This is a genomic window from Streptomyces canus, from assembly GCF_030815415.1.
In the GTDB taxonomy this organism is placed as follows: domain Bacteria; phylum Actinomycetota; class Actinomycetes; order Streptomycetales; family Streptomycetaceae; genus Streptomyces; species Streptomyces canus_F.
Genome location: NZ_JAUSWW010000001.1, coordinates 820,622 through 845,460 on the forward strand (window position 1 = coordinate 820,622; position 24,839 = coordinate 845,460).

General features: G+C 68.0%; 22 protein-coding genes. 11 read left to right on the forward strand and 11 right to left on the reverse strand.

Translation table 11 applies throughout. From position 1 onward, the window contains the following. The first annotated feature begins 90 nt into the window (after positions 1-90). A complete protein-coding gene (locus tag QF037_RS03880; RefSeq protein WP_307021800.1) occupies positions 91-597 on the forward strand; it encodes a GNAT family N-acetyltransferase in 507 nt (168 codons plus the stop codon). 867 nt (positions 598-1,464) lie between these two features. Here the strand turns inward: QF037_RS03880 and QF037_RS03885 are convergent. Then, positions 1,465-2,184, reverse strand: coding sequence for a TetR/AcrR family transcriptional regulator (locus tag QF037_RS03885; RefSeq protein ID WP_307021802.1), 720 nt, complete (start codon positions 2,182-2,184; stop codon positions 1,465-1,467). 107 nt (positions 2,185-2,291) lie between these two features. Between QF037_RS03885 and QF037_RS03890 the strand changes: the two genes are divergently transcribed. Further along, the gene (locus QF037_RS03890; RefSeq protein ID WP_307021804.1) at positions 2,292-2,993 is read left to right on the forward strand and encodes an NAD(P)-dependent oxidoreductase; all 702 of its coding nucleotides are present in this window, start codon (positions 2,292-2,294) and stop codon (positions 2,991-2,993) included. Positions 2,994-3,188: 195 nt separating this feature from the next. Here the strand turns inward: QF037_RS03890 and QF037_RS03895 are convergent, their stop codons facing one another. Genes QF037_RS03895 through QF037_RS03905 form a run of 3 tightly spaced genes read right to left on the reverse strand, consistent with a single transcriptional unit; the run spans position 3,189 to position 5,417 of the window. After that, positions 3,189-4,268, reverse strand: a complete 1,080-nt coding sequence (locus QF037_RS03895; RefSeq protein WP_307021805.1) for a hypothetical protein — start codon at positions 4,266-4,268, stop codon at positions 3,189-3,191. Positions 4,269-4,278: 10 nt separating this feature from the next. Then, positions 4,279-5,169, reverse strand: a complete 891-nt coding sequence (locus tag QF037_RS03900) for an XRE family transcriptional regulator (RefSeq protein ID WP_307021807.1) — start codon at positions 5,167-5,169, stop codon at positions 4,279-4,281. Continuing rightward, positions 5,166-5,417: a hypothetical protein gene (locus tag QF037_RS03905; protein ID WP_307021809.1), complete on the reverse strand. Its 252-nt coding sequence runs from the start codon at positions 5,415-5,417 to the stop codon at positions 5,166-5,168. Before QF037_RS03905 ends, QF037_RS03900 begins: the two co-directional genes overlap by 4 nt. A 357-nt stretch (positions 5,418-5,774) precedes the next feature. On the opposite strand from QF037_RS03905, the gene QF037_RS03910 reads away from it, so the two are divergent. After that, complete coding sequence (locus tag QF037_RS03910) at positions 5,775-6,077, forward strand: GNAT family N-acetyltransferase (protein WP_307036971.1); 303 nt, start codon at positions 5,775-5,777, stop codon at positions 6,075-6,077. 91 nt (positions 6,078-6,168) lie between these two features. Here the strand turns inward: QF037_RS03910 and QF037_RS03915 are convergent, their stop codons facing one another. Further along, positions 6,169-7,053, reverse strand: coding sequence for an alpha/beta hydrolase (locus QF037_RS03915; protein WP_307021811.1), 885 nt, complete (start codon positions 7,051-7,053; stop codon positions 6,169-6,171). Between the two features lie 492 nt (positions 7,054-7,545). Between QF037_RS03915 and QF037_RS03920 the strand changes: the two genes are divergently transcribed. Beyond that, positions 7,546-8,529, forward strand: a complete 984-nt coding sequence (locus QF037_RS03920) for an MFS transporter (protein WP_307021813.1) — start codon at positions 7,546-7,548, stop codon at positions 8,527-8,529. A gap of 217 nt (positions 8,530-8,746) precedes the next feature. Next, complete coding sequence (locus QF037_RS03925) at positions 8,747-9,985, forward strand: MFS transporter (protein WP_307036973.1); 1,239 nt, start codon at positions 8,747-8,749, stop codon at positions 9,983-9,985. 260 nt (positions 9,986-10,245) lie between these two features. Here QF037_RS03925 and QF037_RS03930 read toward each other — a convergent pair whose 3' ends face one another. Further along, positions 10,246-11,499, reverse strand: a complete 1,254-nt coding sequence (locus QF037_RS03930; protein WP_307021815.1) for an SLC13 family permease — start codon at positions 11,497-11,499, stop codon at positions 10,246-10,248. A gap of 107 nt (positions 11,500-11,606) precedes the next feature. After that, the gene (locus QF037_RS03935; RefSeq protein ID WP_307021817.1) at positions 11,607-12,722 is read right to left on the reverse strand and encodes a PrpF domain-containing protein; all 1,116 of its coding nucleotides are present in this window, start codon (positions 12,720-12,722) and stop codon (positions 11,607-11,609) included. A 171-nt stretch (positions 12,723-12,893) separates the two neighbouring features. Between QF037_RS03935 and QF037_RS03940 the strand changes: the two genes are divergently transcribed. After that, positions 12,894-13,847, forward strand: coding sequence for a LysR family transcriptional regulator (locus QF037_RS03940; RefSeq protein WP_307021819.1), 954 nt, complete (start codon positions 12,894-12,896; stop codon positions 13,845-13,847). A 113-nt stretch (positions 13,848-13,960) separates the two neighbouring features. On the opposite strand, the gene QF037_RS03945 is transcribed toward QF037_RS03940, so the two are convergent. Continuing rightward, positions 13,961-15,427: a non-reducing end alpha-L-arabinofuranosidase family hydrolase gene (locus tag QF037_RS03945; RefSeq protein WP_307021821.1), complete on the reverse strand. Its 1,467-nt coding sequence runs from the start codon at positions 15,425-15,427 to the stop codon at positions 13,961-13,963. A gap of 739 nt (positions 15,428-16,166) precedes the next feature. Between QF037_RS03945 and QF037_RS03950 the strand changes: the two genes are divergently transcribed. From QF037_RS03950 to QF037_RS03970, 5 genes are all read left to right on the forward strand, one after another. Next, positions 16,167-17,597: an endo-1,4-beta-xylanase gene (locus QF037_RS03950; protein WP_307021823.1), complete on the forward strand. Its 1,431-nt coding sequence runs from the start codon at positions 16,167-16,169 to the stop codon at positions 17,595-17,597. A gap of 97 nt (positions 17,598-17,694) precedes the next feature. Continuing rightward, a complete protein-coding gene (locus tag QF037_RS03955) occupies positions 17,695-19,002 on the forward strand; it encodes an RICIN domain-containing protein (protein WP_373463938.1) in 1,308 nt (435 codons plus the stop codon). A gap of 477 nt (positions 19,003-19,479) precedes the next feature. Beyond that, entirely contained in the window at positions 19,480-19,851 is a 372-nt protein-coding gene (locus QF037_RS03960) for a DUF1330 domain-containing protein (protein ID WP_307021827.1), read from the forward strand. 434 nt (positions 19,852-20,285) lie between these two features. Beyond that, positions 20,286-21,650, forward strand: a complete 1,365-nt coding sequence (locus QF037_RS03965; RefSeq protein WP_307021829.1) for a glutamate decarboxylase — start codon at positions 20,286-20,288, stop codon at positions 21,648-21,650. 1,234 nt (positions 21,651-22,884) lie between these two features. After that, the gene (locus QF037_RS03970; RefSeq protein ID WP_307021831.1) at positions 22,885-23,244 is read left to right on the forward strand and encodes a hypothetical protein; all 360 of its coding nucleotides are present in this window, start codon (positions 22,885-22,887) and stop codon (positions 23,242-23,244) included. Positions 23,245-23,345: 101 nt separating this feature from the next. Here the strand turns inward: QF037_RS03970 and QF037_RS03975 are convergent, their stop codons facing one another. From QF037_RS03975 to QF037_RS03985, 3 genes are all read right to left on the reverse strand, one after another. Next, positions 23,346-23,654 (reverse strand): SCO5918 family protein, encoded by a 309-nt coding sequence (locus QF037_RS03975; RefSeq protein ID WP_307021833.1) that lies wholly within the window; start codon positions 23,652-23,654, stop codon positions 23,346-23,348. Positions 23,655-23,704: 50 nt separating this feature from the next. Beyond that, complete coding sequence (locus tag QF037_RS03980) at positions 23,705-24,109, reverse strand: CBS domain-containing protein (protein WP_307021834.1); 405 nt, start codon at positions 24,107-24,109, stop codon at positions 23,705-23,707. Between the two features lie 381 nt (positions 24,110-24,490). Continuing rightward, entirely contained in the window at positions 24,491-24,694 is a 204-nt protein-coding gene (locus QF037_RS03985; protein WP_034275260.1) for a cold-shock protein, read from the reverse strand. Between the last annotated feature and the right edge of the window lie 145 nt (positions 24,695-24,839).

The window sequence follows — 24,839 nt, forward strand, 5'->3', positions numbered from 1 at the left end:
CAGGTCCGTGTAGAGTACACGCCCGTGAACTGCCGTCACGGGCCCCTTAATTCGGTGGCAGTATCCGGCTGGCCTTGGACAATGCCATCCATGCATATCCGAGCCGTGCGCCTGGACGAACTGACCGCCCTCCAGGACATCGAGAGGGCCGCCGGCGAGTGCTTCCGGGATATCGGCATGCCGGAGATTGCCGACGACGAGCCGCTCACGGTCAGTGAGCTTGTCCGTTACCACCACGCCAGGATGGCCTGGGTCGCGGCCACCGACGCCGACACCCCGGTCGCCTATCTGATCGCCGACCGCGTCGACGGGAACCTCCACATCGAGCAGGTTTCGGTACACCCGGACAGCGCGCGCCGCGGCATCGGACGGCTGCTGCTGGACCATCTGGCAGCCCAGGCCACGAGCCAGGGAGCGCCCGCACTGACCCTCACCACGTTCACCGAGGTCCCGTGGAACGCCCCCTACTACGCGCGCTTGGGATTCCGGATCCTGGACGACAGCAGGCACACTCCCGGTCTGCGGGAGATCCGTCGGCGCGAAGCGGCGCACGGCCTGGACCGGTGGCCGCGGGCCTGCATGCGCCGGGAGCTGTGACACATCGGTGCCGCCACGGTGCACGGTGGCTGTCCGGGCTGCGCGCGACCACCAAGCTGTGCGGATCATCCGTCGGGGCAGCGGTTCACCCACAGTGGCACCACCCACGCCGACCACAAAGTGCAAGTCAGCATGATCCGCCAGTACACCCTCTGGCGGATCCGTCACGCCGACGACCTGCGTCTACGCGTCGTCGTCGACAGGACCAACGTTGTCTGACGCGGCACCAGCCACCCGATGGCTTGCCCGCTGCCTTTTCCGCTCCATCCAGTAGCCGACCGCGGTTGCGCCCAGGAGACAGAGTCCCGCGAAAACCCCGCTGAAGAGCCAGCTGACCGGGGTGCCTTTGGCGCTTTCCACACCCCAGAAGAAGACCCACAGCACGCCCCATCCCAGGCACAGGTATGCAAGGGTTCGTCCGAGCCCGCCGGGAGTCGGACGGTGTGCGGGCGGACGGGGGACGGGGGTGTGGCCGACGCGCTCGTACTGGAATTGCGTCAGGCGCTCCAGCCGTAGGCACAGCGCGAAGAACAGCGTCAGGCCGGTGCCCAAGGACCGCCTGCAAGAACCGCGTTCCGTCGGTGAATGCCCCGAAGGTCATGCCGGCCAGCACTGCGAGCGGAACCGCCAGGACAGCCGCGGAGCGCAGCGGGTGGCTGGCGACGCGAACCGCGAGAGGCGGCAGGATTGCCGTCGCTGCACGGTCAACCGGCAGCGTCCTCCCAAACGGCCCGGATTCGGGGCAGTCAGCGTCCGCACGCCGCCACGGACGCCTGACGCCGACGCCCGCTGCACCGGCAGCGGGGTTTGGCACGCACGACCGCAGCGGTGACAGGGGTACTACGGATGGCCGGTCACACAGGGCTGCTACGTCCGCGGTGTGATGCCCAAGGAGCGGATGAGCTGGGTCAGTTCTTCGCGGAACAGCTTCTCCGGGCTGAGGGCCTGGGTCTGCAGGTGGCCGTAGATCTCCAGTGACACCAGGCCATACAGATGGCTCCAGATGCGCAGGGCCAGGGCCACGGCGGCCGGCGGCAGTTCGGGGAAGGCCGGGCGGACCTTGTCCAATAGGCCCGGGTCGAAGTCGGACCACTCGAAGCCGCTGTCCATGTAACGGAGTTCGGCCTGCGGCCAGGCAGCGGCTGCGAGAGCGGTGATCCCGGTGCAGACGCGGTGGGCGGCGTCCGGGGCGGCACCACCTTCGGGGGGCCGGTAGCCGGGGACGGGATCGCCGTAGATGAGGCGGAATCCCTCCGGGTTGGTCAGCGCCCAGTCCCTGAAGGCGCAGGCCCACGCCTGGATCCGGGCGGCCGGGTCGTGCGCGGGGGTGGCCTCCCATGCGGTGTCCACCGTGTCGGCAAGCGAGGTGTAGACGCTGTTGATCAGCGTGGTGACCAAGTCGTCGCGAGTGGCGAAGTATCCGTAGATGGCGTTGGCCGTCATGCCCATCTCGCGGGCGATGGCCCGCAGCGTGATGGCGTCGGGCCCGCCCGACGCCATCAGCTCCAGCGCGACCCTCTTGATCTCGGCAGTCGTCTCCGCGCGCAGCCGCTCGCGGCGCCCCTTAGTGCTTCCCACGCTTCCCATGACCCCTCACTTTACAGCGTCACAATATTGAGCCCTGTATTTTTACTTCACGCCGTATAGTTTCTTCATGCCGTGCGAAAGCAGACGGCGCTACCCAGGGGAGAGCTATGCGCATCGGAGTCATCGGGGCCACGGGCACCATCGGCAGTCGCGTCGTCACCGAGGCCCTCGGCCGGGGCCACCAGGTCATGGCCTTCAGTCGCGACGCCACCCGGATCAAGGAACACCGGAAAGACATCACCTGGAAGAGCATCGACGTCCTTGATGCCGACGCAGTCTCCGCCGCCATACCCGGCCTCGACGTGCTGATCAGCGGATTCCAGCCCGGAAACGCCGCCGAGGACATCGCTGACACCGTGGCCCGCTCGATCGCCGATCCCACGGTCTACGTCACCGCCGCACGAGCACTCCTCAAGGCGCTGGAGAGCCACCCCCGGACCCGACTCATCGTCATCGGCGGCGCCGGCAGCCTGGAGATCGAGCCCGGAGTCGTACGAGCCGACTCCGACGAACTCCTGCACGAAGCCCTCGACGCGATCGGCTTGCCACGGGAGTACGCTGCCGCGGTGCGCGGTCACCGGGACGCCCTGAACGTCCTGCGCACCTCCAACCGGCTTTGGACCTACTTCAGCCCCGCGGAGGACATCTCACCCGGTGAACGTACGGGCCGATTCCGAGTCGGCGGCGACCAGCCGGTCCTCGACGCGGACGGACGCAGCCGCATCTCCGCGGAGGACGCGGCCATCGCCCTCCTCGACGAGGCGGAACTGCCTCGCTTCGTCCAACGCCGCTTCACTGTCGGCTACTGAGCACGCCGGCGAACCGATCTCCAGTCGCCGGGCGGCGCTGACGGTGTGTCGCTGCATCTACTGAGGCCGTTGCCCACGGAAGCGGCTCCGATGTTCCGCGTCGGAAGTTCGCCCACCTCCGACGCGGAATATCGAGGCTCCCCGAGGTTTGTCCGCGCCCCGGTGCGCGCGTTGGGCTGTGGCTCCCGTGTCGGCTCACAACCGGTACAGCGGTGCCGGTGCGCCGCCGGAGGGTGACGCTGTTCTGAGCTGGCCGAAGCCGGAGGGCGCCGGCGAGAGGCGTTGGGCGAAGCGGCGCAGGCGGTAGGCCATGGAGTTGCCGCGGCTGTCGTGTTCGGTGGCGGTGGCGGTCTTCCAGCAGACGGCTGCGGCGTTCTCGAAGAAGGTGTGTGCGGTGGTGGGTTCGTGGTCGGCGGCGGTGACCTGGACCAGGAGGTGTTCGGGGCCGCGGGGGGTGGCCTTGGTGGGGATGTGCTTGCGGCCCTCGTTGGGGTCGAGCCGGTTGGGCAGGTCATCGGCCGGCGATGACGTGTTCGTGGGCGCGGTTTGTACGGGGGCCGGCTGGAAGTGGTCGCGGGTGCCGGTGGTGGCCGCGACGACGATTTCGAGCTGTTCGGCGAAGTAGGTGCCGGGCAGGGGGATTTCGAGGTCGGGGTGGCGGGTGTAGCCGCCGGCGACGGCGGAGGCGACGAACTCGATGACGGCGCGGGCAGCCGGGGTGTGGCGTCGGGTGGGCAGGGTGCGGGTGAGCTGGGCCAGGACGCGCAGGACGGTGGCCAGGCTGGTGTCGGCGTTCATCGACTGCAGGGCCGGCGCGTACTCGGGCGCATCGGTGTTGTCTTGGTCGGCGGTGTAGGCGTCGGCTTGGGCGTGCCAGAGGGCGGCGGCGTGGGTTTCGCCGTGGGCGAGGTGTTGGAGGTGGAGGCAGTAGGAGGCGGGAGCGTCTTCGGCGCCGGCGGCGTACTGCCACCAGAAGCGGGCGCCGATGTCGATGCCGGCCAGGTGCAGGGCGCAGCCCAGGATGCGGGCGGTGGGGGGCTGGGGGATCTGATCGGTGAGGAAGTCGGCGAGCTGGTCGGGGGTGCAGTGGCTGACGACCGTTTCACACAGGGCGTCAAGACTGTGGGCGGCGCCGGTGTCGGTCGTGTCGTTGGCCCGGTGCTGCCCCAGCAGGAGGTCGTCGTCGACAGATTCGTCGTGAGGCACGATGTCGGCGGGGACGTGCGGGTCACGCAGCAGTAGCGACTGGGCGAGGAGGTCGTCGATGGTGCTCATGACGGCGGGATCACTCCTGGGGTTCGGTGTCGGGGAAGAGCTGCTTGAGGGCCCAGCGGGCGTGGTGGTCCAGGGTGTGGACCAGGGCCGGGGGCAGGCCGACAACGGCGGGAATGGCGTCGGGGTCGATACCGCACAGGTAGCGCAGGACGGTGACGTCCATCTGGTCGTCGGGCAGCTGGGCGATCGCGTCGAAGAAGCGGGCCAGGACGTCTATGCGGGCCAGGCGCTCGATCAGGTGAGGGGCCTGGGCCTGGTGGGCGGTGGAAAACGCTGCGGCGCGCAGGTCGTAATGGCCGGCGGGCCGCTGGGCGGCGCGGGACAGGACGGTGGCGCGCAGCAGCTGCCAGGCGTGGCGGGGCGTGTCCGGGCTGGAGGTGGCGTCGTCCCAGGTCAGCCACAGCAGGTCGAAGACCTCTCCGACCGCGTGCCGGGCGCGGGGCAGGGACTGCAGGAAGGCCTGGGCGTAGGCGTTGTAGGGCACGACCATCGCCTGGTAGAGCGCCACGTGCGCGAGGGGCCGTTCGTCGGTATCGGCGGGCGGGACGGCCTGGAGGCGGTCGTCGATCCAGGACGGCTTCTTGTCCGCCTCGATCGCGGCGACCTTCCACAGCCGGCGCAGCGGGCCGACGGGTAAGTCCAGGGCGCGGACCACGCTGTAGGTGATCTCCCAGGTGGGGTAGAGGCCTTTGCCGCGCATCAGTTCCGACAGGCGGGTCTTGGAGAACCCGGACCGGCCGACGAGGTCGTCCAGGGTCAGGCCACTGGCGGTGAAGCGGCTGCGGACCGGCTCCAGCCAGGTGCGGTGCGCGAGACCGGCACTCGCACAGATCGGCTCCGGCGGGCGGCCGCGGCGATGGGGAGGATCAGCGGGCCGCTCCGGTATAGGGGACGTTGTCACTGGGGCGGCTCCTGACTTCCCGTCGGCCCCGCGGCCGGCGCAGGCGCCGGTACGGCGGTCGGTGCGGCGGCCGCCGCGGTGGCCCGGCTGTCCGGACCGCCGATTGCGGAGACGATCTGTTGGACGAGGAGCCCCAGCGTGGGCAACAGCGCGATCAGCGCGGTGAGTTGGCCCAGCACGGTCATCACCGTGCTCCATGCGAGGACCGCCGCGAGAACGAGGACGGTCATCACCTGCTTGCCTGTCATGGCACCTTCCCTGGGAGGACATACCAGTGTCTGGAAAGGCCCCTCCGAGGCGGTGCTCACGCGCCCCGGAGAGGTTGCACGACAGCATGCTGTGTGAGACGGCCGCCACTCAACGTGATCATGGGATTGCGGAACAATGTTGCCGAGTGAACACATCGTCACCAGGCGACCGCACGGCGTCGATGACACCCCGTCAGCCCCCGGCATACCAGGGCGCGTTATCGCAACGGCACCCAAACTGTCACCAGATCATGCCTGAATGAACCCTTTTGATGGCGAACCCGTACTTCCCCTTGCGACACCCACCGGAAGGCGGACCATAAAGACGGACGCCCCCCGGCGTCGCACCTTCCATGTCTGGAAGGCCGCGCGGCCCCCTCGTGCTCAAGAACCACCGGAGGGGAAACCGCCCCGCTTCCGCCCAGCCGCCCACGCGCTGGGCGGAAGCGGACCCGCCAAGACCACGCCTTTCGCCAGAGGGCGCTCGTCGCGGTCTCCTCGGGCTTCGATGTCCTCGGCGGTCTGCTGTTGAGTGCGAAAGCCCCGGTCTACCGTGCCCATTGGCTCGTCGTCTCCGAGAAGGAACGCGGGAAGGGCGCCGGTCGTGCGCTGATGACGGAGGCGATACGTAAGTTCGTGCAGGGGCCCGGGCAGCATTGAGTCAGCCTGCGGCGGCCCTTGAGAGGGACGTGAACGCCCTTGCCCGCCGCAGAGTCAGCGCCCTGTGGGCCCTGATCCGGGACGGCCGCTTCTACGAAGTCGCTCCGCCCGGCCCCACCGCCTCGTCGTGTCGATCACCGGATCGCCACAACCAGCGCAAGGCATCGGGGAGCAGGACGCCACCGTGGTTGGGACTGTGGCCGCCGTCCCCCAGGACGAGGCGGAAGTCGTAGCCGGCCTCTGCGAGCGCTGCCGCGACGCGCAAGTTGTCGGCGAGCCAGTTGGCCTCGGACTCGTTCCAGCGCAGGTCACGATGGCCCGCCTGCAGGAAGATCCGCAGCGGCTTGCGGGGGACGCGGGCGATGGCGTCGGGGTACGGGTTGCCGTCCGGCATCTGCGCGAAGCTGGACAGGTACCCGATGACGCGGCGGAACCTGTCCGGGCGCAGCCACGCCGCGGTGAAGGCGCAGTTGCCGCCGCTGCTGCCACCGCAGATGCCCCACCGATCGGGGTCCTCGGCGATCGCGTAGTGCTTCCTGACCTCGGGGATGATCTCGTTCAGGAGGAAGCGGACATACGAATCGTCGTAGGCGTCGTACTCGGTGTTGCGGTTCTTCGCATTCCCGGCGTCGGGAAAGACGCCAGGGTCGACGAACACGCCGATGGTGACCGGGATGTCGCCGCGATGGACGAGGTTGTCCAGGACTATCGCGCCGCGGACCTCGCCCCCGGGGTCCAGGTACCACCAACCGTCCTGGAACACCATCAGCGACGCCGGCTCGGCAGGGTCGTACCGCGCGGGCACATGGACCCAGAACTTCCGTGACGTGCCCGGGTAGACCGCGCTGTCGTTCCAGTCGAACGCGGTCGTCTCCCCGGCGGGCACGTCCGGCTGAAGAGCCGAGTCGGGGCCGTGGGCGTAGCGAACGTCCGACTGGTCAACCGGAATGGGCTGGTAGGGCACCTCGATCGTCACCCGGGCCAATCTAGGAGAGATCGCGACCGTCTCGAAGGGGTTTTGCTCATGCCTCTCGCGCTGGCTGGGTGCGAACCAGCCATCTTCTTGTTGCGAACCTGCCATCACGGCCACGGGCGTTCTGGCGCGCCTACGCTCGGTTCCATCGGCGTGATCCACTCAGATCTCTGCAGGTGTGCCGTGGTGCCGGGCCGATCGTGGCTCGAACAGGAGCGGGCGGGAGGGAGTTGGCGATGACCGCTGCCCGTCCGGACCGAGCCGGTGGCCGGGACCCGGGCATCATCGCGGTACTCGGTGCGTTCGTCCTCAACGGCGCGCTGCTTGGCTCGTGGGCCCCTCGGGTGCCGGCGCTGGCCGAGCAGATCGGTGCGGAGGAAGGCGCGCTGGGGTTGTCCCTGCTCGGTGCCAGCGTAGGCATGATCGCCGCTTCGCTTCTCGCCGGGCGGCTGTGCGCGGTGTTCGGCGCTCGCCTCGTGATGACGGTGGCCGGCGTTGCCGGGTCCGCGATGCTTCCGGCTGGGGCTGGCGAGGTCGCCCACGACGCTCGGTCTGCTGCTGATCGTTCTCGGCGCGATGGTCGGTGTGATGGACGTGGCGATGAACGTGGCCGGCGTGACAGCGACCCGGCGGACCGGCCGGGCGATCATGCCGCTGTTCCACGCGGCTTTCAGTGTCGGCACGCTGGCCGGCTCGGTCGGCGCGGCGGTCGCAGCCGGTCAAGGGCTGGCGCCGACCGGTCATTTCGTGATCGTCGCGGTGATCTGCGGCGGCGTCACCGTCGGTATCGCCCGCTGGATACCCGTCGAGGAACTCCTCAAGGTTCCCGCCAGGAACGGGCGCGCCGGGAGAGCGCCGTTCAGACGACCGGTGCTGTGGCTGCTCGGCGGCGTGGCCTTGTGCGCCTCGATGGCCGAAGGAGCGACCGCGGACTGGTCGGCACTGTTCGGTGTGCAGGAGCGCGGGCTCAGCGAAGCCACCGGCGCCCTGATCTACGCGTGCTTCTCGATCACCATGGCGTGCACCCGCCTGTGCGGTGAGGTGATCCAGCGTCGCTGGGGCGCACCGAAGATGCTCATCGGGGGTGCGGTGATCGGTGGGCTGGGGCTGGCCAGCGCGGTCATCGCGCCGTCGCCGGCCCTCACCTTCGCCGGCTTCGCTGTCGCTGGTGTCGGTCTGGCGTACGCGTCCCCCGTCGTCATGGAGTTGAGCGGCGCGGCCGGACGCCGGGCCGACGGGGGCGGCGGTGAGCGCGAAGTCGCGTTCGCGACAACCATCGCCTACAGCGGCTTCCTGCTCGGCCCTCCGATGGTGGGCGGCATCGCCGAACTGACCAGCCTGCCCGTCGCGCTCGGCGCTGTCGCGGTACTCGTGTTGCTGATCGGCCCGCTGACCCTGGCCGCGGGCACCTTCCGGCGCCGGGAGTTGTCCTCGGCCAAGGAGTCGACGAGCTCCGGCACGGTATACCCCTCCCCGTAGACGACGCGGTCGATCAGCTCCGCCCGCCCGGGCCGGGGTTGCGTCGCCGGAACCTCATGAGCCGAGCCACGTTTCCTATGTTCTGTACATCCTGTACGTTTCTCGGGAAGTGCAATGCCCCCTGCCATAGCCGCTGCTCGAAGCCGTGCGCATGCCTGACGTACCAGGTGCCGGACCCGGGCCTGGCCTCCTTCCCGAAGGAACAGCCTTGTTCAGAGTGTTGCGGATCCGGAACTACCGGCTTCTCGCGTCCGGTCAACTGCTGTCCAGCCTCGGCGACTGGTTTCTGCTCCTCGCGGTCCCGTACTACGTCCTGGAGTTGACCGGCTCCGCCATGGCGTCGGGTTTCTCGCTGGCCGCGGGAACGGTCCCGGCGCTGGTCCTCGGCCCACTCGCCGGGGCGCTCGTCGACCGCTGGAACCGGCTGCATGTCATGATCGCCTCGGACCTGATGCGCATGGTGGCGGTCTCGCTGATGCTGTGGGCGGACCGTCCGGACGAAGTGTGGCTGATCTACGTCGCGTTGGTTGTGGAATCGGCCCTGAGCCAGCTGTTCTCCCCTGCCTCCTCCGCTCTTCTCCCGCAACTGGTCGGCCGCGAGGGTGACCTCCATGCGGCGAACTCCCTGAGCGCCCTGATCGTCGGTTCCATCCGACTCATCGGCGGCCCGCTGGGCGGGGTCGTGTACGGCAGCCTGGGTTTCACGGCAGTCGCGGCCATAGACGCGATCAGCTACGCGTGTTCGGCACTGTGCCTCGCGATGGTCCGCTACCGGCCACCGACGACCACGCGCCGAAGCCCCGAGGCGGCGCACGGACAGGTACGCAGGCTTGTCGCCGAGATCCATGAGGGAGTCGCACAGATACGCCACAGCCCGTGGCTGACGGCGCTCGCGGCAGCCGGTGCTCTCTTCGCGGTCGCCACGTCCGCCGTGAACGTAGGCCTCATCCCGTACATGGACCGGGTCCTGCACGCCTCACCGCAGACCCTCGGTCTGCTCTTCGGGGCTTTCGGTGCGGGGTTCCTGCTCGGGGTGCCGCTCAACCGCGCCCTCACTCGGAAGCTCTCCGACCGCACGGTGCTGGTGGGTTCTCTCACAGCGCTCGCTGTGGCGTTCGCGGCGACGTTCAACACCCCTGTGATCGGGTGGAGCGCCGTACTGTTCTTCACCATCGGGGCGCCCATGGTCTGCTTCGGCATCACGAGCGGGACGTTCGTCGCACGTCACACCCCTGACGCCGTACTGGGCAGAGTCAGCGCCACCAACGGATTTCTCCAGGCGGCAGCCTCCCTGTCGGGCATGCTGGCCGGCTCACTGCTGAGTGAGGCGCTGGGCGTCGTGACGATGATGAACCTGTGCTGCGTCACCGTGGCGCTGGCCGCCGCAACGATGCTGTTCATGCCGCGACGCCAACCCCCTGTCCCCGAGGATGCCCCCCTCAAGGAAGCGGCCTGACGGTGAGCGTCGGGGCGGCTCGTGGTCGGCATCCTCTCCGTCGTGCTGGGGAGCACCGGCCGGTGTCAACTGACGTACGACCACTGTGGCACCAGCTCCGTCCCCCACCATGCGAAGACGTCGACGGCGAGGGACCTCACGAACGTGCGGGACTTGGCCGAGGCCCAGACCACCGTGGGCCTGACCCCAGCACCGTCTCCGACGAGGGGCGCCGTGCGTCGTCCGACTCGGTGCCCCGCAGTCCCTCGTCGGTCTTTGCGCTATGACCAGGGCAGAACCAGGGCGCTCCAGGCGACGACCGGGCCGAGGGCGACGATGCCGCCGGTGTAGCCGATGACCTGGCGGTAGAAGCGGCGGGTGTCCACCCCACGGGCGTTGCTGAGGACGAGTGCCCCGTTGGTCGAGAAGGGAGAGGTGTCGACGATCGTCGTGGAGACGGCGAGCGCGGCGATGAGTCCGGCGGCGCTGAGGTGGCTGGAAAGCAGCAGCGGTACGGCGATGGGGATGATCGCTGTGAGGATCGCGGTGGAGGAGGCGAAGGCGGAGGTGATGGCGACGGTGAAGCACAGCAGCAGGGCGACGACGACCGGGGCGCCGAGTCCCGCGGCGTGTGCGGAGATCTCCTCGATGACGCCGGCCCTCTCCAGCATCGCGATGTACGTCATCATGCCCGCGACCAGAAGGAGGGTGGACCAGCTGACGCCGTCCACGGCCTTCTCCTGCCGCTTCATGTCCACCAGGGCCAGCAGCGCGCCGGCAGCCAGTGCGAGGAATCCGATCTCCAGGTGGAAGCCGAGCGCGCCGACGACGAGGGCCATCAGGCAGGCGAGGGTGAGCCACTGGCGCCAGTCGGGCTTGCCGGAGACGGCGAGGTCCTCGTCGTCGGCTGTCTCCGCCGCGCCCTCGGCCAGCGGTGCGGGACGCTTGGCGAGGAGGGCGTAGGTGAGGATCGAGAGCACCAGGTTGATCAGGAAGCTGGCGCTGAACAGCGTCATGGCGGAGACATGCAGATCGGCCTGGTCGACGAGGCCGAGGACGAGGGCGCCGGAGACGGCCAGGGGGGAGAACGCGCCGGCGTGTCCGCCACTGATCACCATCATGCCGACGACCAGCGGGTTGAGCTGGTAGCGGTAGGCGAAGTTCATGCCGATCGGCGCGAGGATCGCGACCGCGGCCGGGGTGAACGTACCGAACGCCGTCAGCAGGGCGGCCACCAGGAACAGCACCCAGGGGATCAGCGCGACCTTGCCGCGTACCAGCCGTACCCCGGCGGCGACGAGCCAGTCGATGGTGCCGTTGCGGCGGGCGACGGAGAACAGGTACGTGACCCCGACGATGGTGACGAAGAGCTTCGCCGGGAACCCCTCGAAGATCTCGTCCTCGGTGAGGCCGAGTGAGGCGGTCCCGACCGTGAAGGTGGCGACGAAGGCGAGGATGCCCAGGTTGATCGGCAGCACGGTGCCGACCACGAACATCACCAACAGGGCGCCTATGGAGATCACTTCAGCAGACATCTTTGTCCTTGGTGCGGTGGGGAGGGGGTGGCGCGCTCCGAGGGCGCGAGGGTGTTCCGGTCCGGATGGCGGGGAGCCGACGTGACCGAGGTGTGGTGCGTCGCGGTTCAGGCGGCTTGCGTGCCTGTTTCCGGTACGTAGATGCGGGCGTCGGCGAGCAGACGAGCGGCACGCTGCACGGTGACCCGGTGCGGCAGGCCCTCCCTCATCTCGGTGCAGCGGACCGCGACGACGCCGGCGGGCGTGCCGAGGCGCAGCCATGCATCGGTCGGGCCGCCCGAGGTCCGGGAGACCACGGACCCCTCCACCAGTCCGGCCGCCGCGACGGCGACGGCAGAGGTCAGGCCGATCGCGGGATGCGGGGCGTTCATGGTGAGCATGCGCACCGACACGTCGTAGTCCTCGGCACCGATCCGTTCACCGAGGGTGGTGGTGTACGGCACCGGCGGGCCGACCAGGCCCACCTTGGGCACCGCGTCGCCAGGTTCCCCGCCCGGCTGGAGCAGCCCCATCAGAGGTGCGGCGGTATGGCGAACGGTGCGCAGCCAAGGGACGTCCGCGCTCATCCGCTCCAGTGACTCGGCACCGGTGCGCCCGGCACTGACGGCGTCGACGAGGACGACCGGAGCTCCTGCGGCCACCATGCTCACGCGCACCGGCTCGGCGGCGCCGACCCGCAGGTCCTGGGCGCTCTGACCGGTGGGAAGCAGAAGGGCGGTGGTAGCGGCGGGGTCGCGGAAGGTGAGGCCGACCGCGACCCCGCCGGCACGTGTGCCGGGTACCGTCTGGCGGCCGAAGTGGCGCACCACGCCTCCGGAGGTGTCGACGATCCCTTCGAGGACCGCGCCGGTATTGGTGTTGCGCATCACCACGCGCGTCCCGTCGCCGGTGACCGGTACCAGGCCCTTGGCGACCGCGTACAGGGCGACGCCGGTGGCGCAGTTGCCGCAGTTGCTCGTCCACTCCACCGAGCCCGTCCCGATGCCGACTTGAGCGAACAGGTAGTCGACGTCGATGCCGGGCTCGGGTGAGGCGCTGACCACGGCCGCTTTCGAGGTGGTGGGGGTCGCGCCGCCCACCCCGTCCAACTCCACGGGGTCGGTGGCGCCGTACGCGGCGACGAGCAGCCTTTCGAGGGCGACACGGTCGGCAGGGACATCGACCTGGTTGAACAGCCAGCACTTGCTTGTGCCGCCACGCACCAGGGTCGCGGGAATGTGCACGTCTGAGGCTCTTCCTGGATCAACGGAGGGAGGGAAAGGGCCGAGGCGGCGGATGCCGGCGCATTGCGAGACGGTGCACCGCTCGGCGATTGCGGAGACCTTCGCAGAGGCGCGACTTCGGAACAATCGCAGTTCGCTTCACCTGGGTTTAGCTCAGCTAAAGTCGTCGCCATGCTCAACGTCCGCCGCCTGCTGCTGCTCGCCGAGGCCGCCGAACGCGGTTCCCTCACCGCCGCGGCGGAGGCCCTCGGCATGACCACCTCCGCTGCCTCCCAGCAGATGTCCCTGCTCGAGCAGGAGGCGGGCCAGCCCCTCATCGAGCGGCTGCCACGCGGTATCCGCCCCACCCCGGCGGGAGCCGCGCTGGCCGAACGCGGTCATGCCATCCGCCGGGAGCTCCGTGCCGCCCAGGCCGACCTGGACTCCTTCACCGCCCTCGACCAGGGCACCTTGCGCCTCGGCTCCTTCCCCACGGCGAGCGCGTCCCTCCTGCCGCTGGCGCTCACGCGTTTCCGGCGTCGCCATTCCGGCATCCGCATCGAGGTACGCGCCGGAGTCCTCGCGGAACTCAGGGAGATGCTGCACACCGGCGAGGTGGACCAAGGGCTGCTCTGGGACTACGAATGGAACCGCCTCGACGATCCGGCGCTGGTCCTCACCCACCTGCTGGACGACCCGACGGTGCTGGTCGTCCCCGCCGACTCGCCCCTGCGCACACATCCCTCCGTGCGCCTCGGCGATCTCGCCGACCAGGAGTGGATCATCCGCGCCGACAATCACCCGGTCGCCGACGTCCTGCGCCGAAGCTGTCGCCAGGCGGGATTCGAGCCGCGTATCGCCTACTCTTCGCACGACTACCAGGAGGCGCAGGCCATGGTCGCCGCCGGTCTCGGTATCGCGCTCGCACCGCGCCTGGCCCTCACCAGCCGACGCAGCGACGTACGCCTCCTGCCGTTCGCCTCCGACGTCCCGGCCCCCACCCGCCGCATCCTCCTCGCCCGCGCCGCGGCACGCCCCGCCACCCCACCCGTCCAGGCGATGGCCCGCGTCCTGCGCACGGTGGCGCAGCGATTCACCGCACCAGACCTGCATCGGGCCCAACTGGGGGCGGTCCGGCGGGGCTGACGGTTCGGCCACGGGCGGTCCCCCGCGCTTCGGTGCGCAGCACACGGGCGGGCTCGCCCACCGGCGAGCCCGCCCTGGCGGCTCCCTGCCGGAGCCGGAGCCGTGTCGTGCCGTCAGCGCTGCAGGGTCAGCAGACCGGGGCGGTAGGGCAGGAGGCCGTAGTCGCCGCCCGAGCTGGGGCTGCGTCCCTGGTAGAGCAACTGCAGGTTGCAGGGATCGACGGTCATGGTCTGGTCGGGGCTGGTGCGGATCAGTTCGCCGTGGCTGATGTCGTTGGTCCAGGTGGCGCCGCTGTTGGCCTTGCCGGCGAAGGGATTGCTCTCGGTCGCCGCCTGGGGTGTCCAGGTGCCGTTGAGGCTGGTGGCCGTGAAGGAGCGGAAGTATCGGCCTTGCGAGCCGATCGCCTCGACGATCATGAGGTAGCGGTTCTGGCCCTGCAGCTTGTAGACCTGCGGGGCTTCGAACAGGTTGTTCGTCGTATCGCTCATGATCGTCGTGTACGACGAGCCGAAGTTGCCCGGGAAGTTCCCGATCGGCATGCTGGCCCGGTAGATCTTGCCGTTGTCACCGGCGAAGAACAGGTACATGTTCGTGCCGTCGGCGATGAGCGTCTGGTCGATGGGTCCGGTTCCGGAGCCGGTGATGCTTCCGGTGAAGAGCGTCTGCTGGGATGACCAGCCATTCGGGTTGGTGGGGTCGCTCGACGTCCGGTAGGAGAAGGCGGTCCCGCCCCACTGGTAGGCGAGCACCCAGATGTTCTTCGGCGCGAAGTAGAAGAGCGTGGGCGCGACGGTGGAGGATGACATCGTGTTCTGACTGGCGGAGGCCATCTCCGACCAGTTGGTGAACAGGCCGAAGTTCATCGAACCCCAACTCGTCCCCGTGTCGTGCGTCGTCGCATAGACGAGTTGCCTGCCGTTGTAGGGGACGACGGTGAAGTCCTTGAGCGAGACCCACCCGGACTTGGGCTGGGCCAGCGCGCCCGTCGATGTCCAGCGGTACGTCGACGGAAGATCGCACGTGCCAGGGGTGTCGGCGCCGACCTTGACGAGCTGCCACTGCTGGTTGGTGCCGCCCCAGTCGTCGTACTGGACGATGTTCGCGTTGTCGGCGGTCGAGGCGCCCTGTACTTCGAGGGCCTTGTTGCTGTGGCGCGAGATGAGCCTCACGTAGCCGTCCGAGCTGTCGGCCAGCCGCCACTGCTGGTTGGTGGCGTTGAGGTCGGCCCACTGGACGATCGAACCGCCGTTCGCGGTGGACCAGTTGTAGAGGTCAAGCACCTTGCCCGAGTGGCGGGACTTGATGCGGTAGTAGCCGCCCCCGGAATCGACGAACTGCCACTGCTGCTGGGCCTGATCGTTCCTGGACCACTGGGTGATGCGGGCGCCGTCGCTGGTCGCCAGGTTGTAGACGTCCAGGGCTTTGCCACTGTTGCGGTTGACCAGCACATACGAGGCGTTGGGGTCTACGCTCGCCGCGCTGGCGGGCTGGGCACCGAGGAAGGTGGCCACGAGCAGCAAGGGCGCGAGGACGGCGAGTAAGCGTCTGAGACGGACCGGGGACGGTTGGCGAAACCACATCAACGGGTCTCCTTTGGGGGCGGGGTGAGTTGACCCCGATGAAGCGTAGAGGGGACGTGTAGGGGCCAGAGGCATCTCGAAAGTTTCGAAGAATTCCCGGATGCTTCGACGCCACAAGCTAGGAATGTGACGCGCTCCGGTCAAGGCCTGTCGCCGATCTGTCTACAAACAGCGCCTCCCTCCCTGGAGCTTGACAAGCTGTCACGCCGATCAGAACAGCTCCGGGTTGCGCGAGACGGCTTGCCAGTTCACGGCACGATTTCCGAATGTTTCGGACGCAGAACCGAAATTTCTTCTGCGGAGAGTATTGACGGTCCATCATCAATGCCTCAATCATCCCTTCAATCACCCCCCACCCGAGAAACCGGCTGCAGTTCGGGATATCGACCATCGATGGTCCTGGGCCATCTGTGCTGCACGACAGATCCGCGCGCCACAGCACCTGCGCCACCCCGTCACGTTCCGGTGAGGTTCGCACCAACGCATCTTGGCTCTTCGCACAGTCGGAGAGGTACGCGATGGCGCGTGACGGTCCCCCGATCGAGCCGCGATGGAGCACCCCCATGCCTGTGTCGAAACACCGCCGCCCCGCCGCACGGCGCCCGACAACCGACCGGGCGCCGCCCGTGCCGGCCGAGATCTTGGGTTCCGGCCGCCCCGCCCCTCTGCCCGGTGGGAGCGGACGACACATTCCCCTGCGCTTCAGTCCTTCCGTGATTTCTCCCTTGGAGGCACAGTCATGGGCTCGTACGCCCTTCCCAGACCCGCTATCCGCCAGAAGATCCGCGGCCTGCTGCTGGCGCTCATCGCCGGCGTCCTAGGAACGGTCGCCGCACTGGCCGCGCCACCGCCCGCACACGCCGCCGAGAGCACGCTGGGCGCCGCGGCGGCGCAGAGCGGGCGCTACTTCGGCACCGCCATCGCCTCGGGCAGGCTGGGCGACTCCGCGTACACGACGATCGCGGGCCGTGAGTTCAACATGGTGACGCCCGAGAACGAGATGAAGATCGACGCCACCGAACCGCAGCGGGGCCAGTTCAACTTCACCGCCGGTGACCGCGTCTACAACTGGGCGGTGCAGAACGGCAAGCAGGTGCGCGGCCACACCCTGGCCTGGCACTCCCAGCAGCCCGGCTGGATGCAGAGCCTCAGCGGCAGCACCCTGCGGCAGGCGATGATCGGCCACATCAACGGGGTGATGGCTCACTACAAGGGCAAGATCGCCCAGTGGGACGTTGTGAACGAGGCCTTCGCCGACGGCAGTTCGGGAGCCCGGCGCGACTCCAACCTGCAGCGCACCGGCAACGACTGGATCGAGGTCGCCTTCCGCACCGCGCGCGCCGCCGACCCGGCCGCCAAGCTCTGCTACAACGACTACAACGTCGAGAACTGGACCTGGGCCAAGACCCAGGCCATGTACGCCATGGTCCGGGACTTCAAGCAGCGCGGCGTGCCGATCGACTGCGTCGGCTTCCAGTCGCACTTCAACAGCGGCAGCCCCTACAACAGCAACTTCCGCGCCACCCTGCAGAACTTCGCCGCCCTCGGCGTCGACGTGGCCATCACCGAACTCGACATCCAGGGCGCCTCGGCCACGACCTACGCCAACGTGACCAACGACTGCCTGGCCGTCCCGCGCTGCCTCGGCATCACCGTCTGGGGTGTGCGCGACACCGACTCCTGGCGAGCGCAGGACACACCGCTGCTGTTCAACGGCGACGGCAGCAAGAAGGCCGCCTACACCGCCGTCCTCAACGCACTCAACGGCGGCACCACCACGCCCCCTTCGGGTTCCGGACAGATCAAGGGCGCCGGGTCGGGCCGCTGCCTGGACGTGCCCAGCAGCAGCACCACCGACGGCACCCAGCTCCAGCTGTGGGACTGCAACAACGGCACCAACCAGCAGTGGACCTACACCGCCGCCGGTGAACTCAGGGTCTACGGCAACAAGTGCCTGGACGCCGGCGGCACCGCCAACGGCAGCAAGGTCCAGATCTACAGCTGCTGGGGCGCCGACAACCAGAAATGGCGCCTCAACTCCGACGGATCCATCGTCGGCGTCCAGTCCGGCCTCTGCCTCGACGCCGTCGCGGCCGGCACCGCCAACGGCACCCTGATCCAGCTCTACTCCTGCTCGAACGGCAGCAACCAACGCTGGACCCGCACCTGATGGGACCTGCCATCAACGAAGGAGTGAATCGATGAAGACCTACGGTGCGGCTCTCGCCCCTCCACCGAGACATCGCTGGTGGTCCCGGATCGCCGCCGTGGTGGCGGCGGCCCTCGCCATCGGCATGCTCGCCGTGGTGAACCCGGCACCCGCCGAGGCGGCGACGGTGGACACCAATGCCTGGTACGTCCTGGTCAACCGCAACAGCGGCAAGGCGCTGGACGTCTCCGACACGTCCACCGCCGACGGCGCGCGGGTCAGCCAGTGGACGCGCCACGACGGAGCCAACCAGCAGTGGCAGTTCGTGGACTCCGGCGGCGGCTTCTACCGGCTCAAGGCGCGGCATTCGGGCAAGGTCCTCGACGTGGCAGGCGCCTCGACCGCGGACGGTGCCGCGATCCAGCAGTGGGCCGACCAGAACGGGGCCAACCAGCAGTTCCGCCTGGCGGACTCTGACGCGGGTCACGTCCGGCTGATCAACCGCACCAGCGGCAAGGCGGTGGAGGTGCAGGGTGCCTCCACCGCCGACGGCGGCAACGTCGTCCAGTACTCCGACTGGGGCGGCGCCAACCAGCAGTGGCAGATGATCAAGCTGTCGTCCGGTGGCGGTGACGGCGGCGGATGCGGCACCGCCCCGACTCTGACGAGCGGTACGCACACGATCCAGAGCGGCGGCAAGAGCCGCAGCTTCATCCTCAGGGTTCCCGCCAACTACGACAACAGCCACCGCTACCGGCTGATCTTCGCGTTCCACTGGCGCGGCGGAACCGCCGGCGAGGTCGCCTCTGGCGGCACGAGCGGGACCGCCTGGTCCTACTACGGCCAACAGGAACAGTCCAACAACAGCGCCATCCTCGTCGCCCCCCAGGGCCTCGGCAACGGCTGGGCCAACTCGGGCGGTGAGGACGTCACCTTCGTCGACGACATGATCCGGCGCATCGAGGGCGGCCTCTGTGTCAACCCGGCACAGCGCTTCGCCACGGGATTCAGCTGGGGCGGCGGTATGAGCTACGCACTCGCATGCAGCCGTGCCAACGTCTTCAGGGCCGTCGCGGTCATGTCCGGCGCCCAGATCAGCGGGTGCAGCGGCGGCACCCAGCCCATCGCCTACTTCGGGATCCACGGCATCAGCGACAACGTCCTCAACATCGGGCAAGGACGGTCCCTGCGCGACAAGTTCGTCGCCAACAACGGCTGCACTGCCCAAAGCCCGCGCGAGCCCGCGCCGGGCAGCCGAACCCACATCACCACCACCTACTCGGGCTGCCGTGCCGGATACCCGGTCCAATGGGCCGCGTTCGACGGAGGCCACATACCCGGTCCGGTCGACGGCTCGTCCGGCGAAAGCGGCGTCACCACCTGGACCAAGGCAGAGATCTGGAGGTTCTTCGCACAGTTCCAGTGACAGGCCCGCGCCTGACGCTGCTCACGTACGGCGTCCCAATGCGCCCGGTCGTCCCCCGACCGGGCACCCGAGGCGAAGGCGCGTTCCTCCACCTCGGCGTGGGTCACGGCCCACGCCGAGGTGGAGGAACATCACCCGGTGGTAATCGTCGTAGTCGGGCGTCGATGACGAGGCTGCGAAGAAGTCGTCGCCCGCGTTGACAGCCGCCGCGAACTGTTCCCGGCTGGACACCGGTCCCTGCGGGAGGGAGCCGCGCGCGGCCGGACGCCGCCGGAGTATCAACCACAGCCAGCCGCCAAGCCCGTCCGCCCAGACGGGGCTTGCGGTCTAAAACCGATCGGTTTACGATACTGGAAACCGATCGGTATTCGTCGCGGAGGCGGGCAAGTGCCGACCGATCAGCGGGGTAGGGACGACTTCCCCGCACCCGCCTAGAGCAGCAACACCAGTTTCCTGAGACCTAAGAGGATATTGACCATGCCTGCGAATTCACAGAAGAAGAAGTTTTACGCCCTGAATATGTTCGACGTGGTCGACGTGGAGAAGTACCTTGCGTATTTCAGCCGCTTGCCAGAGGTAGCTCCGCAATACGGTGGTCGCATGGTGGCGTTTGGCCGGTTCCGAGACAGCGTAGCCGGTGAACTCGCGCCGCGGCAGGTTCTGTTTGTCGTTGAATGGGAGTCCGAAGAGGCCTTCAAGAGCTTCCGGGACGATCCGGACCTGGCCGACTTGCATCCGCTGCGGGAGAGCGGCGCGGCGTCCTATGTCTGGCAGACGTTCGATGGTCTCGATATGAGTGACCCCGCCGACGTTTCGCTCGACGACGTCTTGGCAGTGCTCAAGCCGTGAGACCCGCGCTCCGGAGCCGGAACCGGACGCGCGAGCAGCACCTACTGAGCCGCTTCGGCGATCCAATGGGCGCTACGAAGTTCCGCCTCCTGCCGGGAGGCCGCTTGGCGGCCGGACCGGAGGCGCAACATCCTCGGAGATGTGAGCAGCGTGCGCCCGGGCCCAAAGTGGGGGCGATCAGTCGCAGGTGGCGGTGAAGCGATCCGATTGCCGCGCGCCGATTTTCCGCGCTGCCGCAGATCCGAGAGTGCAGTGCACCCTTTGCCGGTGTTCATCCGATTGCAGTATCGGCGGCAGGGCAGCTCGCGACGCGCCTCACCACCTCTGAAGATGCAGGTCGCCGCTCCCTGAGCCCTGTTCCAGGGGTGGGGCCCCGGCGTCCCGCCCCAGGGCATCTCTCGTCAAGGCAAGCGGCGGCACTGTTTGATCGAATCATGACGAAGCGCGATGATTCAGCTCTTTTCGGGAACCGCTTCTTGACCGTGCCCGCTCCCTCGGAGACCTTCCCCGAGGAGGGCATGGCCGCGACGGACGCGATGAGGCTCGTGGATGTGGATCTCGCCATGGAAGGCGACCCACAGCGCAACCTCGCCACGTTCGTCACCACGTGGATGGAGCCGGAGGCGCAACGGCTGATCGCCGAGAACCTCCACCGCAATTTCATCGACCACGCGGAGTACCCCATTTCCGCCGAGATCGAGCAGCGGTGCGTCCGCATGCTCGCCGACCTCTTCCACGCGCCGGGCCGGACGACCGGGTGCCGCACCCAGGGCTCGTCCGAGGCGATCATGCTCGGGGCGCTGTCGCTGAAGTGGAAGTGGCGCCAGCGCCGCCAGGCGGCCGGCCTGTCAGCCGACCGGCCCAATCTGGTCTTCGGCGGGGACGTCCACGTCGTGTGGGAGAAGTTCTGCCGCTATTTCGACGTCGAGCCGCGAATCGTGCCGCTCGCGGAGGGCAAGTACACGATCGGCCCTGAGGACGTGGAGCCCCACCTCGACGAGAACACGATCGGCGTCGTCGCCGTCCTGGGCACCACGTTCACCGGCCACAGGGACGATGTCGTCGGGATCGACAAGCTCCTGCGGGACGTCCGCAAAAAGCGGGACCTCGACATCCCGATCCACGTCGACGGCGCCAGCGGCGCATTCGTATGGCCCTTCCTCTACCCCGACTCGAAATGGGACTTCCAGCTCGAACAGGTCCGTTCGATCAACGTCTCCGGACACAAATACGGCCTGGTCTACCCCGGCATCGGATGGCTGGTCTTCCGTGAGGAGGCCGACCTGGCCAAGGACCTCGTGTTCTACGAGAACTACCTGGGCAAGACCGACGCGACGTTCACACTGAACTTCTCCACCGGTGCGTCGATGATGCTCGCGCAGTACTACAACTTCGTGCGGCTCGGTCGCCAGGGCTACACCTACGTCATGAAGATCATGCAGGACAACGCCCGCGCCCTGGCGGACAACCTGCGCAGCAGTGGCCGCTTCGAAGTGATCGGCAGCGACCTCGAGCGGCTGCCACTGGTCGCCTTCCGTCTCGCCGGCCAGCACGCCTACGACGAGTCCGACATCGCCTGGCAACTCTCGGCCGAGCGCGGCTGGATGGTTCCGGCATACACGCTCCCGCCCAACGCCGAGAAGGTGAAGATCCTGCGCGCCCTGGTCAAGGAGACCCTGAGCCGCGAGCAGGTCGACCGCCTCAGCCAGGACATCGAGGACGCGTGCCGCACGTTGGACGACAAGGGCGCGGCGCACGGGATCGAGCGAGAGCAGGTCAAGCGCGGCACCGGCTACTGACGCACTTCCGGCTCGACGCCCACCCGACGCGATAGCCGGCCTTCGTGCTACCCGGCATCAGCGCAACAGGCCGAAACGGCCTGCCAGTCGCACTGATGACCCGTCATGAAATGCCGAGGCACTAACGAGTCGCCTGTTGTCGCTCGCACCTCTCCGCGGAACGCATGGAGGGGCCCGGGTGCTGTACTGGCACCCGGGCCCCGGAGGAACTGCTACACCATCTGCCGGCCCTGCTACTGCGCCGGCCTTCTGTTTCCGCACATCCACCTGGAAGGGGGGTGATGCGGGGATCGCGGTTGCGTGACCGGAGACCACCTCACTATCGATGTCCTGCGGTACCCGGGCTCTGCCATTCCGCCCGGGCGATCCTGATGGCGCGGGGCTCCTCCGTTCTTCCCTCTTGATCAACTACTTACCGAAGGGGGACAGCGTTGTGCTGGTACTGCGTGGTGCTCTGTCCTGCTGGTGATGCGAACTACTGGTGGCCTGAGTAAGCGCCACTCTTCGGCAGCCAGCCCCGTCGCCCGTACTGCATCTGCTCTGGCTTAGAACCCCACTGCCGAACCTCCCGGTGCGCGCGCCCGCAGCCGACGCCTTCACCGAGGTGCTGCTCACTTGCCTTCGCTGCTGAGTACTGCGAACTGCACTATCAGGTACTGCACTTGCGTGAACTGCGGTCCTGCTCGCGGCGGCCCCTGAGCACTGCGGGCCACCCGGTCCGGTCGTCAGCCCCGTCACCGTCCTGCAACAACCCTGGCTTCGGAACTCCACCACCGCACCGTCCTGCGTACTGCACCAGCGGGTACTGCTGCCCGGCAGTTCATCCCTGCCGGGCCCTGCTTGATCTCGGCTACGAGAGAAACCATAACCACCACGCCACCCAATGTCTACTGTTGTCGATGTAGATTTCTGCATGTTCAGTAGCGAGACAATCGGCCTCGAGCAGTGAGGGAGGGTGGGAGCAAGGCGTTCATCGCCTGGTCTCTGGGCTGTCTGCCGGGGCGCAAGACTGGTACCGGCGATGGCAGCCGATGCCGTCGACACCGTGAACCTGATCGTCACGCTCCCGAGCTGAACGGCGGAACAGGAGGCTGCGGCCGGCCCGTGGTCAACCGACTCGCCCGCCCCATCGCGGTCACCCACAGGGCATGCGGCGGTAAAACCGTGAGCGCGAGTCTCGCCCGGTAGCACCCACCGCTGAAGCAACTGGAGCATCGGCGAATACACTTCGCCCATGTCGAAGCATGATGAGTTGCTCGTCTCCATCGCCGCCCTGGTGGAGTCCGGGCAGAGCAATCAGATGTCCCTGACCGTCGTCACCGGTGGAGCTGTCATCACCGGTCGGCTGGCTCCCGAATCAGCGTGGCGCCAGCGTGTCTCGGAGGTCCTGACGGACTCCACCCATCTCGGAGAGTTCTCCGTCATCTTCGATACCGCCGCGGAGAAGAACGGGCCACCCACGCATCTGCACTTCCACGTCGCCCGCATCCTGCAGGGCACGGTGGGGATCCCGGAGACCGGCGGGATGTACCGCGTCGCGATCGAGGACATCAACGCCTGGACCGTGGGCGACTTCAGCTATTCCGATCACTGAGCAACCAGAACGCAGGGATTGAACAGCAGTGTGGGGCCGACCGGCGTGCGCCGGTCGGCCCCACACTGCTGTTCAATCCCTGCGTGCGCTTGTCTCCCCGGTCAGACGGATACGGGGGTACCGAGCATCGCGGAAGCTTCCTGAACGGCGTCCAGGGCGCGGACGGGTGCGGCCTTGGGGAGAGTGCGGCACGTGAAGCCGAGCTGGGCCATGGCGCGGAGGACTTCGGCGGCGGTGAAGTCACGGCGGTCCTGACGGGTGATGACCTGGCCGACCTGCTTGACGGGGTAGTGGCGGCGGCCGACGATCACAGATTCGCCGGTGCCCGGCTCGGGCTTGATGCCCTTCATCGATTCCAGCACGCCGCTCTTGGTGAGCTCGAAGGGGAAGCGGGCGATGACGCAGCGCATGTGGCCTCACAGGGAGAAGAGGGGGGACGGTACGACCAGGGTGAGACGGTTCAGCGGGAGAGGGCGAGGACACCCAGGGCGCGGCCTTGCTCGTCGACCACCGGCACGGCACCGAGCCGGAGGAAGCGCATCGTGTGCTCGGCTTCGGCCGCAGCGGTCACGGGCGAGACGGAGGACCCGGGGTCACCGAGGATGTCGCGCAGGCGGACGCGTTCCGTGGAGGCGGAGCTGTCGCGGACGGCGGTGAGTTCGGTCTGGGTGACAAGGCCAGTGCACTGACCGTCCTGGTCGCAGACGAGCAGCCGACCCGTGCGGGCGGCGGACATGACGGACAGCGCCACCTCGACGCTCATGTCGTCACAGACCTGCGGTCCGCCCGTCTCCATGACCTCAACCACCATCGCACGCGTGGGCTCAGCGCTCGCCGGGAGGGACTGCATCTGGATCAGCGTCACAAGGTGCCTCCTGCAGAGATGCGTCAGTTTCGATCGGTCCCAACGGCCGACAAGGCTCAGCGCGCTGTCCGGCGGTGCGGGCTGTGCCATCCGAAGCGGCTGCCGCCGTTTCCGGGGTCAGCACTGCCGGTACGGGTACGGGCAAAACGATCGTTCGTGCAGGTGCGGCCCATGCGGAACCTTCCCCAATACGGCACATATCAGAGGAACCCCCGCAGCAATAGGCACCGCAGAGAATTACTGGTACGGCCGACAGTGAAAGAAAGCAGCTCCGGTATTCCTCCGCGTTGTCGCGCAGATGAACCGCTGCGGAAATGCGTGCAGCTGAGGCCCGCACCCCGAAGGATGCGGGCCCCAGCTACGAAATGTGCGGCGTCAGCGTCAGGCGGGAACGATGTTCTCGGCCTGCGGGCCCTTCTGGCCCTGCGTGACGTCGAAGCTGACCTTCTGGCCTTCCTGAAGCTCGCGGAAGCCTTGGGCGGCGATGTTCGAGTAGTGGGCGAACACGTCAGCGCCGCCACCGTCCTGCTCGATGAAGCCGAAGCCCTTTTCCGCGTTGAACCACTTCACGGTACCAGTAGCCATGTCATATCTCCTTTGGGGCAGTACATCGGAATCCGCACTGCGCGGACACCGTGTCGCCGCGATGATTACCCCGTCCGGAATGACCGGAAATACAAAAGTGCTCCCGCTCGGTACGAACCGAGGGGCGCACTTGGAGTTCTGGGAA